11 protein-coding genes are annotated in these 13,200 nt (G+C 68.4%); all 11 read left to right on the forward strand.

Annotated elements, in window-relative coordinates; translation table 11 throughout:
* Nucleotides 1-40: 40 nt before the first annotated feature.
* The 11 genes from infB to purB all read left to right on the forward strand — a co-directional run bounded on the left by infB (nucleotide 41) and on the right by purB (nucleotide 13,198).
* Complete coding sequence (gene infB, locus F0U60_RS14725; protein WP_395819639.1) at nucleotides 41-3,343, forward strand: translation initiation factor IF-2; 3,303 nt, start codon at nucleotides 41-43, stop codon at nucleotides 3,341-3,343.
* Between the two features lie 87 nt (nucleotides 3,344-3,430).
* Nucleotides 3,431-4,033, forward strand: coding sequence for a DUF503 domain-containing protein (locus F0U60_RS14730; RefSeq protein ID WP_395819641.1), 603 nt, complete (start codon nucleotides 3,431-3,433; stop codon nucleotides 4,031-4,033).
* Nucleotides 4,030-4,389 carry a 30S ribosome-binding factor RbfA gene (gene rbfA, locus F0U60_RS14735; protein WP_203402679.1) on the forward strand — a complete coding sequence of 120 codons (360 nt, stop codon included), beginning with the start codon at nucleotides 4,030-4,032 and terminating at the stop codon, nucleotides 4,387-4,389. Before F0U60_RS14730 ends, rbfA begins: the two co-directional genes overlap by 4 nt.
* A gap of 5 nt (nucleotides 4,390-4,394) precedes the next feature.
* A complete protein-coding gene (gene truB, locus F0U60_RS14740) occupies nucleotides 4,395-5,264 on the forward strand; it encodes a tRNA pseudouridine(55) synthase TruB (protein WP_395819644.1) in 870 nt (289 codons plus the stop codon).
* 9 nt (nucleotides 5,265-5,273) lie between these two features.
* On the forward strand, nucleotides 5,274-5,594 hold the full coding sequence (locus F0U60_RS14745; RefSeq protein ID WP_395819647.1) for a hypothetical protein: 321 nt from the start codon (nucleotides 5,274-5,276) through the stop codon (nucleotides 5,592-5,594).
* Nucleotides 5,595-5,727: 133 nt separating this feature from the next.
* Entirely contained in the window at nucleotides 5,728-6,000 is a 273-nt protein-coding gene (rpsO, locus tag F0U60_RS14750) for a 30S ribosomal protein S15 (protein ID WP_043390443.1), read from the forward strand.
* A 388-nt stretch (nucleotides 6,001-6,388) separates the two neighbouring features.
* Entirely contained in the window at nucleotides 6,389-8,569 is a 2,181-nt protein-coding gene (pnp, locus tag F0U60_RS14755; protein ID WP_395819650.1) for a polyribonucleotide nucleotidyltransferase, read from the forward strand.
* A gap of 156 nt (nucleotides 8,570-8,725) precedes the next feature.
* Nucleotides 8,726-9,181 (forward strand): dUTP diphosphatase, encoded by a 456-nt coding sequence (gene dut / locus F0U60_RS14760; protein ID WP_395819653.1) that lies wholly within the window; start codon nucleotides 8,726-8,728, stop codon nucleotides 9,179-9,181.
* A 218-nt stretch (nucleotides 9,182-9,399) separates the two neighbouring features.
* A complete protein-coding gene (locus tag F0U60_RS14765) occupies nucleotides 9,400-10,947 on the forward strand; it encodes a serine/threonine protein kinase (RefSeq protein WP_395819656.1) in 1,548 nt (515 codons plus the stop codon).
* The gene (locus F0U60_RS14770) at nucleotides 10,944-11,888 is read left to right on the forward strand and encodes an ABC transporter substrate-binding protein (RefSeq protein ID WP_395819658.1); all 945 of its coding nucleotides are present in this window, start codon (nucleotides 10,944-10,946) and stop codon (nucleotides 11,886-11,888) included. Before F0U60_RS14765 ends, F0U60_RS14770 begins: the two co-directional genes overlap by 4 nt.
* Nucleotides 11,885-13,198, forward strand: coding sequence for an adenylosuccinate lyase (gene purB, locus F0U60_RS14775; RefSeq protein WP_395819661.1), 1,314 nt, complete (start codon nucleotides 11,885-11,887; stop codon nucleotides 13,196-13,198). The genes F0U60_RS14770 and purB overlap by 4 nt, the downstream gene beginning before the upstream one ends.
* Nucleotides 13,199-13,200: the final 2 nt, after the last annotated feature.

The raw sequence follows: 13,200 nt of genomic DNA on the forward strand, positions 1-13,200 counted from the left end.
CTGCGCCCGGTAGCCGGCGGAGCAAAAGGCCAAGCAAGGTATGTCGAAGAAGCGCGTTCACGAAATTGCCAAGGAGCTCAAGGACCACGGGGTCGAGCTCGATAACAAAGAGGTCGTGACCGAGCTCGTCGGGCTCGGCTACGACGTCAAGAGCCACTCGTCCTCGCTCGAGGACGACCAGGCCACTGCCGCCGTTCAGAAGATCCTGGACAAGCGCAAGCCCAAGCAGGCCGCGCCGCCGGTTGCGGCGAAGGGCTTCGTGGTGCGCCGCAAGGCCCCCTCGAGCACGCCTTCGGCCGGTGAGTCCGGCGAGGAGATCTCGTCCGCCTCCGCACAGCCGGTGGCCGCCGAGGAGCCGCGTGCTGCTGCGCCGACGCCGCCTCCTGCTGCCCCGGAGGCTCCGGCTGCCGTGGCGCCGCCTCCTGCTGCTCCTGTCGAGGAGCCGCGTGCTGCTGCGCCGACGCCGCCTCCTGCTGCCCCGGAGGCTCCGGCCGCCGTGGCCGCCCCGCCGGCCGCCCCGGTCGAGGCTCCTCGTGCCGAGGCTCAGCCCGCCCAGCCTGCTGCCGTCGTGGAGCCGCCGCGCACTGCGCCGACGCCGCCTCCTGTTGCCACCCCTGCCGCCGAGGCACCTCGTGCCGAGGCCAAGCCCGCTGCCGCTGCGGAGCCCTCGCGCCCTGCCGCGCAGCAGCCCACCACCCCTGTCACCCCCGAGGTGCCTCGGGCCGCGGAACCCCCGCGGGCCGTCACCCCGCCTCCGGCGGCCCCTGTTCAGCCGCCTCCCTCTGTCAAGGAGTCACCCAGCTTGTCTACCCGCCCGCCTTCGGCGGTTCCACCTTCTGTCCGGACGCCTTCGCATCCCTCTTCTGGTTCTCACCGAGGTTCCTCTTCGGGGCCCGGCATGGGTTCCGGCCGTCCAGGTGGCCCCGGCCAGCAGGGTCGTCCGGGTGGTCCCGGTCAGCAGGGTCGCGGTGGCCCCGGTCAGCAGGGTCGTCCGGGTGGTCCCGGTCAGCAGGGTCGCGGTGGTCCCAGCCAGTACCAGCGGGGTGCCCCCAGCCAGTACCAGCGCAGCGGCCCGTCCACGGGTCCGGTGCGTCCTTCCGGTCCGGGTGCCACGCCGGGTGGTGCGCAGGCCAGCGCCACTCCAGGTGCGACGGGTCAGCAGGTGATGGTGGGCGGCGTGCCCCACCAGCAGGTCGCGCAGGATCCTCGCTCGCTGCGTCCCACGGCCACCCAGGCCGTCGTCATTTCGCGTCCGCTCATCCAGGTCCGCCGGGTGACGCCCACCGGTGGCCAGGGCAAGCAGTACCCCATGGCGCCGGGCAAGAGCGCCATCGGCGAGAAGCGCGAGTACAAGGTCGTCCCGGATCACCTGGGTCGCGGCCGTGAGCTCGTCGACGTCTCCAAGAACAAGGAGAAGGAGAAGGCCGGGCGCGGCAAGCGCGGGACCTCGGCCGCCGAGGGCGGTCCTTCCAAGCAGGAGATCTCCGACCTGGTGTGGGGTCGCGTCACCATCCCGGTGCGCGGCAAGAAGAAGAAGCCCACCAAGAAGGGCGCCAAGACGCAGATCACCCAGATGGCCGAGGAGAAGAAGGTCATCAAGATCCAGGAGGGCATCTCCGTGTCCGACCTGGGCCAGCGCATGGGTGTGCGCACCGCCGAGCTCATCAAGAAGCTGATGGGCCTGGGCAAGATGGCCACGGCCAACCAGATCATCGACTCGGAGACCACCGAGCTGCTCGCCACCGACTACGGCTGGCGCGTGGAGAAGGCCGGCTTCGAGGTCGAGGACTTCCTGCCCGAGGTGGAGGCGCGTCCCGAGGACGAGCGCGCCCGTCCGCCGGTGGTCACGGTCATGGGTCACGTCGACCACGGCAAGACGAGCCTGCTCGACGCCATCCGCGCCGCCAACGTGGCGGCCGGCGAGGCCGGTGGCATCACCCAGCACATCGGCGCCTACTCGGTGAAGACGTCGCGCGGTGACATCACCTTCCTGGATACCCCGGGTCACGAGGCCTTCACGTCCATGCGCGCCCGCGGCGCCAACGTGACGGACATCGTGGTGCTGGTGGTGGCCGCCGACGACGGCGTGATGCCGCAGACGGTGGAGTCCATCAAGCAGGCCAAGGCCGCCGAGGTGCCCATCGTCGTCGCCATCAACAAGATGGACGTGCCCGGCGCCAACCCGGACCGCGTGAAGAAGGACCTGGCCAACCACGAGCTCGTGCCCGAGGAGTGGGGCGGCGAGACCATCATGGTTCCCGTGTCCGCCAAGCAGAAGATGGGCATCGACCTGCTGCTGGAGAACATCGCGCTGCAGGCCGAGGTGCTCGAGCTCACGTCCAACCCGAGCCGTCCGGCGGTGGGCGCCATCATCGAGGCCAAGCTGGAGAAGGGCCGCGGTCCCGTGGCCACGGTGCTGGTGCAGGAGGGCACGCTCAGGGTGGGCGATGCCGTCGTCACCGGTACTCACTTCGGCCGCGTGCGCGCCATGAACAACAGCCGTGGCGAGTCCGTGAAGGAAGTGCTCCCGGGCTACTCCGCCGAGCTCATCGGTCTGTCCGGTGTGCCCACCGCGGGTGACTCGCTCAACGCGGTGGCCGATGAGAAGGCCGCCAAGGAGATCGCCGCTCACCGCGCCATGAAGGACCGCGAGACGGAGCTGGGCAAGGCCAGCAACCGCGAGACGCTCGAGCAGCTGTTCGCCAAGACCAAGGCGGGCGGTGGTCCCAAGGAGCTGCGGCTCGTCATCAAGGCGGACGTGCAGGGCTCGGCCGAGGCCGTCAAGGAGGCTGTCCAGAAGCTCTCCACCCACAAGGTTCGCGTGGAGGTCATCCACTCGGGCGTGGGCGCCATGACCGAGGGCGACGTGATGCGTGCGGCCGCCTCCAAGGGCATGGTCGTGGGCTTCAACGTCAAGCCCGAGTCCGGCACGGAGGCCGCCGCCAAGGCTCAGGAGGTGACGCTGCAGACGTACAGCATCATCTACGAGCTCATCGACGGCGTGCGGAAGTCCATGGAGGACCTCCTGGAGCCCATCCGCACCGAGCGCAAGCTGGGTCGTGCGGAGGTTCGCAACACCTTCAACGTGCCGAAGCTGGGCACCATCGCCGGTGCGGCGGTGCTCGACGGTGTGATGAAGCGTGGTGCCTTCGTCCGCCTGCTGCGCGACAGCAAGCAGCTGTTCTCCGGCCGCATGGCCTCGCTCCGACGCTTCAAGGACGACGTGAAGGAAGTCGCCCAGGGCTTCGAGTGCGGTATCGGCATCGAGAACTACAGCGATCTCAAGCCGGGCGACATCATCGAGGCTTACGAGATCGAGGAGACGCGGCCGAGCCTGAGCTAGTCCCTCTCCGGCCGCTGTCTTCCACCACCGGAATTCTCCCGGTGGCCCGCCTTCCAGGCGCGGTCACCGGGACGAGGGTTTTGTGTCATGTTCGTCTGTGTCGCGCGTCTGACCCTGCAGATTCCGGAGAGCGGTTCCCTCAAGGCCAAACGGCAGGTTCTCCGCCGGATAACGGACCGGGTGAAGGCCCGTTTCAACGTGGCGGTGGCCGAGGTGGATGATCAGGATCTCTGGCAGAAGGCCACGCTCGCGCTGGCGGTGGTGGGCAACGACCGTCGTCATGTCGACGAGCAGATGGAGAAGATCATCCACTTCGTGGAGGAGATGTACGTGGCGCCGCTCATCTCCCGACAGACCGAGATCATGGCCTTCGGGGATTCGCTCTACACGCCCGGACGTCCCCTTGCGGCCGAGCGGGATGAGGAGTCGGAAGAGGTCGACGAGGATGGTGGGGAGGACGGCGAGGAGGCGGGGCCGGAGGCGGACCTGGAGGAACTCATCGCCGGGATGGGTCGTGGAGATCGCTCCATGGCCGAAGCCGAGGGGATGGCAGACTGGGAGCGGCGGCACGGAGGGCGGGAGAGCAGTCGGCCGGCCAGGGGCTCGGACTCGAAGGGGTCGGTGTCGCTGGAGGAGGCCCGGGCTCGTGCTCGCAGCCTGCGCAACCCGAGGGATTGGGAGAAGAAATGAGTACCAGCAATCGGCCGGAGCGCGTGGGGCAGGAGATCCAAGTGGCCCTCGGGAGGATGCTCACCCGGGGCGAACTGAAGGATCCGCGGATCGGCTTCATCACCATTACCGGCGTGAAGGTGTCGCCGGACCTGAAGACGGCGCGCGTTTACTACTCGATGATGGGCACCGAGCAGGAGCGCAAGGAGACCCAGAAGGGGCTCGAGGCCGCCAAGGGCTACATCCGTCGGGAGATCACCGAGGCGGTGAACCTGCGCGTGTCGCCAGAAGTCTTCTTCACCTTCGACGAGTCGCTGGAGCGGGGTGACCGCATCGAGCGGCTGTTGCGTGAGGTGAAGGAGAAGGAGGGCTGGTAGCGAGCATGGACGGCGTCCTGGTCATCGATAAGCCCAAGGGGCCCACCTCATTTGACGTGGTGCGGCAGGTCCGGGGTCTGCTCAAGGTGAAGAAGGTGGGCCATACCGGCACGCTGGATCCCATGGCCACGGGGGTGTTGCCCCTGTGTCTGGGCGAGGCGACGAAGGTGGCCGGCTTCATCACCGAGGGCGACAAGGCCTATGACGCCGTCGTGCGTCTAGGCGCGGAGACGGACACCCAGGACGCCGAGGGCAAGGTGGTCGCCGAGGCGCCGGTACCTCCGCTCACCTCGGCGGTGCTCGAGGAGGTGTTGGGGCGCTTCCGTGGCTCCTTCGAGCAGGTGCCGCCCATGTACTCGGCGGTGAAGGTGGGCGGGAAGCGGTTGTACGAGCTCGCCCGTGCCGGCGAGGAGGTGGAGCGTGCCAGCCGCCAGGTGACGGTGTACGAGCTGGTGCTGCGCGACTTCAACGCCAACCAGCTTCGGTTGTCCGTGCGCTGCTCCAAGGGCTTTTTCGTCCGGACGCTCGCCTACGACATCGGCCGGGCGCTCGGTTGTGGGGCCCATCTGGAGGCGCTGCGGCGTACCACGAGCGGCCCCTTCACCCTGGCCCATTCTCTACCGCTGGCGGATTTGGCTGCGCTGGCTCGGGAGCCCGAGGCCCTGGCAAAGCGGTTGCTGCCGGTGTCCGAGGCCCTGACCGACCTGCCCGCGGTGCGGGTGAGCGCGGAGGACGCTGTACGGGTGTCCCACGGCGTCCCCGTGGAGGCCCCCGCCCATCCAGGCCGCGTGCGCGTGGTGGACCCTTCGGGCGCGCTGCTCGCCGTGGCCGAGGTGGTGCGTGGCCGACTGCGTTACCTGCGAGTGCTCGTCTGAATCCCCACCGTGCCCCGGGCTCTCGACGTCACCGTGGTGGTGCCTCCTTCCTTGAGGGCTCTCTTCGAGGGGCGACGCGAGATCACCCTCGGCGTGCCCGCCAACACCACGGTGGGGGAGATCCTGGAAACGCTTCTGCGTCTCTACCCCCTGCTGCGCCAGCACTTCGCGGGAGATCAGCCCGTCACCGGAGGCCTCTTCGTGCAGGTGGCGCTGGACGAGCCCTCGCTGGAAGACCTGTCCTCCGGGGGCACGGGATTGTCGACTGGAGGGCGTCTCATCCTCTTCAGTCTCTCCCGTCCGTCTCCAGGCGTACGGCCGGGCGCTTAAGGTTGACCGCCCGCAGAGGCGATGCTTATAAGCCACCGATTCGTTAGTAGGAGGAAGCCCGGTCTGTACCCCTCCGCGGACCGTGGCAACCGCAGTACCCCACCCCGGAGCGGGATAGAAGCCAAGGAAGAACATGTCGGCATTGCATCAGGACCGTAAGGCAGAGGTCGTCGCGAAGTACCGCACCCACGAGTCGGACACCGGTTCCCCCGAGGTCCAGGTGGCGCTGCTCTCCGAGCGCATCACCATGCTCACGGAGCACTTCAAGACGCACAAGAAGGACCACCACTCTCGCCGCGGTCTGCTCAAGCTGGTGGGTCAGCGTCGCCGCCTGCTCGACTACCTGAAGAGCAAGGACGCCAACCGCTACAAGAAGCTCATCGAGGGCCTCGGCATCCGCAAGTAGGCCCGCAGCAAACCGGGGCGCTGGCTCAGGTCAGCGCCCCGAGTCGTTCCAGGCAGTCGTAGGACCCAGTTCACGCAAAGAGGAGGGGCGAGGGAGGAGGCAAGGGCGTGATGTGGACGGAGGTTTTGGTTTCCGTTCGGACGGGCCGACCGGTGGTGCAGCCGGGTCGGCCCGCGCGATCAGGGATCAAAGCTCCGACGCATCCCTGCCGGCGCTTCCGAAGCGCCCCCACCGCAGTCAAGTCGCGGTTGCCCGTATCTGCCTGTTCCAGGCCCGGTGACCGCATCAACCCCACAGGCCTCGCATTGAGGCGCGTGGGCCCTCACCTTTTGGAAAAGGCAGGGCACGCGTCCGCGGGGCTACCCAGGAAGTACGAGGCAAGACGGATATGCACTTGAAGAAGAGCGTCAAGATTGGCGACACCGAGCTGACCATTGAGACCGGCCACATGGCCAAGCAGGCGGACGGCTCGGTGGTGGTTCGCTACGGCGACACCATGCTGCTCGTCACCGCGGTGAGCGCGCGCGAGAAGAAGGACGTGGACTTCCTCCCGCTCACGGTGGAGTACCAGGAGAAGCTGTACTCGGCCGGCCGCATCCCCGGCAGCTATTTCAAGCGCGAGGGGCGCCTGACGGAGAAGGAGACGCTGGCCAGCCGTATCGTGGACCGCTCCTGCCGCCCGCTCTTCCCGGATGGCTACGCCTACGAGACCCAGGTCATCGCGAGCGTCATCTCCGCGGACCCGGAGCACGAGGGTGACATCCACGGGATTACCGGCGCCTCGGCGGCGCTGTGGGTTTCGGACATCCCCTTCAACGGCCCCATCGCGGGCATCCGCGTGGGTCGCGTGGACGGCAAGCTCATTGCCAACCCCACGCTCAAGCAGCGCGAGCTGTCGGACATCGACCTCGTCATGGCCGTGAGCCGCGACGCCATCGTCATGGTGGAGGGCGGTGCCGAGGAGGTGAGCGAGGCGGAGATGGTGGCCGCGCTCGAGTTCGGCAAGCAGGCGGCGCTGCCGGCCCTGGACCTGCAGGACGAGCTGCGGCGCGCGCTGAACAAGACGGTGCGCAACTACGACCGCATCCCCGCGGTGGCCGAGGACCTGAAGGCCAAGGTGCGTGAGCTGGCCTGGGACGGCATCGTCCACGGCTACACCATCAAGGAGAAGGCGGCTCGCTACGAGGCGCTCTCCAAGGCCAAGAAGGAGGCCCTGTCGAAGCTCAAGGAGCAGCTCGGCGAGGGCTACACCGCTCAGGTGGAGAAGCACGCCAAGCAGGTGGTGGAGGACCTGAAGTACGAGCACATGCGCACGCTGACGGTGAACGGTGGCCGCATCGGTGGCCGCGGGCACGCCGAGGTGCGCAACATCACCTGCGAGGTGAGCGTGCTCCCGCGCACCCACGGCAGCGCCATCTTCACCCGTGGCGAGACGCAGGCGCTCGTGGTGACGACGCTGGGTACCTCCGAGGACGAGCAGCGGTTGGAGCTGCTCAGCGGCCAGTCCTTCAAGAAGTTCATGCTGCACTACAACTTCCCCCCGTTCAGCGTGAACGAGACCAAGCCCCTGCGCGGCCCCGGCCGGCGTGAGGTGGGTCACGGCGCCCTGGCCGAGCGCGCGCTGCGCAACATGCTGCCCGCGAGCGAGAAGTTCCCGTACACGGTGCGGCTCGTCTCGGACATCCTCGAGTCCAACGGCTCCTCGTCCATGGCCTCCGTGTGCGGCGGCACGCTGTCGCTGATGGACGCGGGCGTGCCCATCAAGGCTCCCGTGGCTGGCATCGCCATGGGTCTGGTGAAGGAGGGCGAGCAGATCGCCATCCTCTCGGACATCCTCGGTGATGAGGATCACCTGGGCGACATGGACTTCAAGGTGTGCGGCACCTCGAAGGGCATCACCTCCATCCAGATGGACATCAAGATCACCGGCCTCACCACGGAGATCATGAGCCGCGCGCTGGAGCAGGCGCGTCAGGGCCGTCTGCATATCCTGGGCGAGATGCTCAAGACGATGGCCGAGCCGCGCAAGGAGATCAGCGCCTACGCGCCGCGCATCACCACCATCCAGATCCGCCCCGAGTTCATCAAGAACGTCATCGGGCCGGGCGGCAAGGTGATCAAGGACATCATCGCTCGCACGGGTGCCGTCATTAACATCGACGACTCGGGCCGCGTGGACATCGCAAGCTCCAACGTGGACTCGGTGAAGTCGGCCATCGCGATGATCCAGGCGCTCACGCGCGAGGCGGAGATCGGGAAGATCTACACGGGTACCGTGCGGAAGATCGCCGAGTTCGGCGCCTTCGTGGAGCTGTTCCCGGGCACCGACGGCCTCATCCACATCTCCGAGCTGTCCGATAAGCGCGTGAAGAGCGTGTCGGATGTGCTGAAGGAGGGCGATGAGGTGCTGGTGAAGGTCGTCAGCATCGACAAGACGGGCAAGATTCGTCTGTCGCGCAAGGAGGCCATGGCCGAGCGCGCCGCCGCTCAGCAGGGCACCGCTCCCGCCGCCGAGGCCGCCCCCGCCGCCGCCTCCCCCGAGGCCACCCAGCCCGGCGCCAAGGCCTGATTTCAACACGGTGACGGATACCCTCACCCTTTCCCTCTCCCAGAGGGAGAGGGGTGGGCTCACGGAACGCCCTCTCTCCGCTTCGGCGGGGGAGGGCGTTTTGCTTGGCTCCGCCAAAAGCTCGCCTGTCTGTGATGCGGTGCTACTTTGTCGGACATGGTCTTACCTGTCACCGTGAGGGTCCGCCGCGTGCGCACCCACCCGGAGCCGCTGCCCCTGCCTCGTTATGAGACCGCCCTCGCCGCGGGGATGGACCTGCGGGCGGACATCGATGGAGAGCTCACCCTCGGGCCCATGGAGCGCGCGGCGGTTCCCACCGGCCTGGCGCTGGCTCTGCCTCCCGATTACGAGGCCCAGCTCCGGCCCCGCTCGGGACTGGCGCTGCGTCACGGCATCACCCTGCTGAACTCGCCAGGGACGGTGGACGCGGACTACCGCGGAGAGGTCAAGGTGCTCCTCGTGAATCTCTCCCAGGAGCCTTTCACGCTTCGCCGCGGCGAGCGTATTGCCCAACTCGTGGTGTCTCCCGTGTCACGGGTGTCCCTCTTGGAGCTGGAGCTCCTGGAAACCACTGAGCGCGGAGAGGGTGGCTTCGGCTCGACGGGGCGTTGACCGGGCGTTCCTTGCCGATTGTCAGCGCGGCGCGGTAAGACGGCCGCGGGTGCCTTCTGGAGGCCCCGCAATTGCCCCCCACCTCCGGGAGTCCGACCGCTTTGCTCTGCTACCGCTGCGGCAGCCATGTTCCCGATGCCAATGACTCCTGCGGCACCTGTGGGCTGAAGCTCACCGGGGCGGCGGCAGGGGCTGGGCCTCGTCGTCGCGGGGCGACCGTGGAGGCTCCCTATAAGCCCGGGGACGTCTTCGCCAAACGCTACGCCATCCGCGAGGTGATCGGACCGGGCCCCGTGGGTCATGTCTTCCGCGCGCTCGACCAGGAGATGGACGTCGAGGTTGCGCTGAAGATCATCAACCCTCGCCTGGTGCAGATGCCCGAGGAGCGCACCCAGTTCTCCCTGTCGCTGCGCGCGGGCAAGAAGCTCACCCACCCCCACCACGTGCGCGTCTACGAGGAGGGCGAGGATCGCAACCGGCCCTTCTTCACCACGCAGCTGCTGGAGGGCATGACGCTGCGGCGGATGATCGAGCAGCGCTCGGCGCAGGGGCAGCGCTTCACCCCCAAGGAGGTGGAGCCCCTCCTGGCGCAGCTCGCCGAGGCCCTGGACAGCGCCCACAAGTACGGGCCGCACTCGGACCTCAAGCCGGAGAACATCATCGTCCTGCCGGACATGCTGAAGGTGACGGACTACGGGCTGGCGCTGGGGATTCCGCGTCTGCCCTTCGTCCAGGCCCAGAAGGTCGGTCGCGTGGCCTGCTACGTCGCCCCCGAGTACGCCGAGGGCGGTGAGCTGGATACCCGGATGGACCTCTACTCACTGGGGGTCATCGTGGGCGAGCTGCTCACCGGTCAGACGCCCGAAGAGGGGCAGGTGCCGGAGCTGCTGGCCTACGACCCTGACCTGCCACCCGGCCTGGAGGCCCTCTACCGGCGCACCACCAACGCCAATCCGCTCGCGCGGCCGAAGACAGCGGGCGAGTTCCTCGCCGAATTCACCGCGGCCCTGGCGCGTCCTCGCGCTGCCTCGTCGAAGCCCTCGGCGGGAGCCCAGACGCCCGCGCCTTCCCGTCCTCGCCCGAAGCCGGTGCCCTTCAGTCTCACGGCCGAGCTGGCGACGGCGTTCCCTCCGCGCTCGGACATGCTGCCGCCGCCCGTGCCGACGTCGGAACTGCCGAGCCTGGGCGCCCCCACCATCCAGGTCCCCGTCGTGCAGGGGGGTCCTCCTCCTGAGTCCTCCAAGGCAACCCTCCTGGAGGTCCCGACCTGGAACTCGCCCACCCTGGAGATTCCCAACGCCTCGGGTGGTCCCACCGAGCCCCTGTCCGCCGAGAGCATCTCGCAGCGGTTGGCCGCGAAGGCGAAGGAGGAGCAGACGCCTCCGGATGCGACTCAGCCGCTCGACTCGGCGACGCTCGCCGCCATCATGGGGAGCGCCAAGCCCGCCGTTTCGGCTCCCGCCCCCAAGCCTCGTTTCGCGCCCGCTCCCGCTCCTGTTGCCGCTCCCGCGCCAGCTCCTGCTCCGGTCGCTCGGGCCGAGCCCCGGTCCTCGATGCCCCCTCCTGGCAAGGCAGCTCCCCGGAGCGCACCCATGCCGGTGCTGAAGGCGCCTCGCTCGAGCTCCTCCAACGTGCGGCTGGTACTGCTGGCGCTCGCGGGGCTCGCCCTGGGCGCTGCGGGGGGTTATGGGTTGCTGAAGATGCGTCAAGCCTCCAGTCAGAGCTCCTCGGGTTTGGTCCCAGGGTCCAAGGGAGTGAAGCGATGAGGCGGTGGGGGTGGCTCGTCCTGCTGGCGCTGTGGGTGCCGCTGGTCGCCGCCTCACAGCCGGCGCGCCCGCGTGTGGTGGTGGTGAAGTCCGCCGGGCTCGCGCCCTACGCGGCGGTGGTGGCCGGCTTCAGCGCCGAGGTCCGCGCCGAGGTGGTGGAGGTGCTGCTGGAGGACAACACCCAGGCGGCCACCCGGGCCTTCCAGCGCATCGCCGCTCAGAAGCCAGCCCTGGTGCTGGCCATCGGGCCCCTGGCCGCCAACACCGCCCGCCGTACCTTGAGCAAGGACGTCCCCGTCCTCTTCGCCATGGTGCCCTATTACGAGAAGTACGGGCTCGAGGGCCCCAACATCACCGGTATCGCGCTCACCAGTGACTTCCGTCCCGAGCTCGCTGCTCTCCAGTCCCTGGCTCCTTCCGCCAAACGCGTGGGCATCCTGCATGACCCGCGCTTCTCCAAAGGCCTCGTGGAGGCGGCGCAGTCGGCCGCGGGTCCGCTCGGCCTGTCCATCGTGCCGCTCGCGGCGGAGTCGCAGGGCAAGGCGGACAAGGTGCTCGCCGGCTCCAAGGACAAGGTGGACGCGCTCTTGATGGTGGCCGACAAGACGGTGGGCAATGCCTCCGTCGTCCAGGAGCTCATCTCCTTCGCCACCACTCAACGCCTGCCGCTGGTGGGCCTCACCCCCAGTCAGGTGAAGGAGGGCGCCACGCTCGCCCTCGCTCCCAGCCCCACCGCCATCGGGCAGCAGGCGGGACGGCTGGCCAACCGCATCATCCACGAGAAGGTCGACCCCGGAGCGCTGGCCGTCGCGCAGCCCGAGGGGTTGGATCTGGCCGTCAATCTCTCCGCCGCCGGCAAGCTGGGAGGCTCCAGGGACGTGGTGCTGGAGCTGCTCCGGTTCGCGGCGAAGCGGGACTTCCCCGTGAGGGTCTTCGAGTGATTCCCCGTTATAGCCGCAAGGAGATGTCTTCCCTCTGGACCGACGTGGCCCGTCTGCGCCGCTGGCGCGACGTGGAGCTGGCCGCGCTGGAGGGCATGGTGGAGCACGGCATCGCGCCGCGCGAGGCACTGCAGGACTGCCTCTCCCGCGCAGGTGACTTCTCCGAGGCCGATGCCGCCCGCATCGAGGAGATCGAGCGCACCACCAAGCACGACGTCATCGCGTTCCTCACCTTCATGGAGGAGCGCATCGGGCCCAGCGCGCGCTGGCTGCACCTGGGCATGACGTCCTCGGACGTGCTGGATACCTCGCTCGGCATGTCGCTGCGCGACGCGGCGGACCTCATCCTCCAGGGCGTGGGCCGCGCCATGGCCGCGGTGGAGAAGCGCGCCTTCGAGCACAAGCGCACCGTGATGATGGGCCGCAGCCACGGCATCCACGCCGAGCCCATCACCTTCGGGCACAAGCTGGCCATCTGGTACGACGAGCTGCGCCGCGCTGAGGCCCGTATCCTCCGCGCTCGCGAGGTGATTGCCGTGGGCAAGATCTCCGGCGCCGTGGGCACGTTCGCGCACCTGCCTCCGGCGGTGGAGGTGTTCGCGTGCAAGAAGCTGGGCCTCACGCCTGCGCCCGCCTCCAGCCAGATCGTCCAGCGCGACCGGCACGCCGAGTTCTTCTCCGCGCTGGCGCTGCTGGGCGCGAGCATCGAGAAGTTCGCCGTGGAGATCCGCCACCTGCAGCGCACCGAGGTGCGCGAGGCCGAGGAGCCCTTCACCGCCGGCCAGAAGGGCTCGAGCGCGATGCCTCACAAGCGCAACCCCATCCTCTCGGAGAACCTGACGGGCCTGGCGCGGCTCCTGCGCGGCTACGCGGTGAGCGCTCTGGAGGACGTGGCACTCTGGCACGAGCGGGATATCTCTCACTCCTCGGTGGAGCGGGTGATTGGTCCGGATGCCACCATCGTCGCCGACTTCATGCTCCACCGCTTCTCCGGGCTGATGGAGAACCTGCGCGTCTACCCCGAGCAGATGCAGAAGAACCTGGACCTGCTGGGCGGCGTGGTGAACTCGCAGCGCCTCCTGCTGGAGCTGGCTCGCAAGGGCATGGACCGTCAGGCCGCCTACGTCATCGTCCAGCGCAACGCCATGCGCATGTTCGAGCAGGGCGTGTCCTTCCGGAAGTCGCTGCTCGAGGACTCTGACTTGCTCAAGGTGATGACGCCCGCGGAAATCGAGGACTGCTTCTCGGCCGGCTACCACATCAAACACGTGGACGACATCTTCCAGCGCGTGTTTGGCCGCAGCGAGTAGCG

This window comes from Archangium minus (assembly GCF_044360475.1).
Classification (GTDB): Bacteria; Myxococcota; Myxococcia; order Myxococcales; family Myxococcaceae; genus Archangium; species Archangium minus.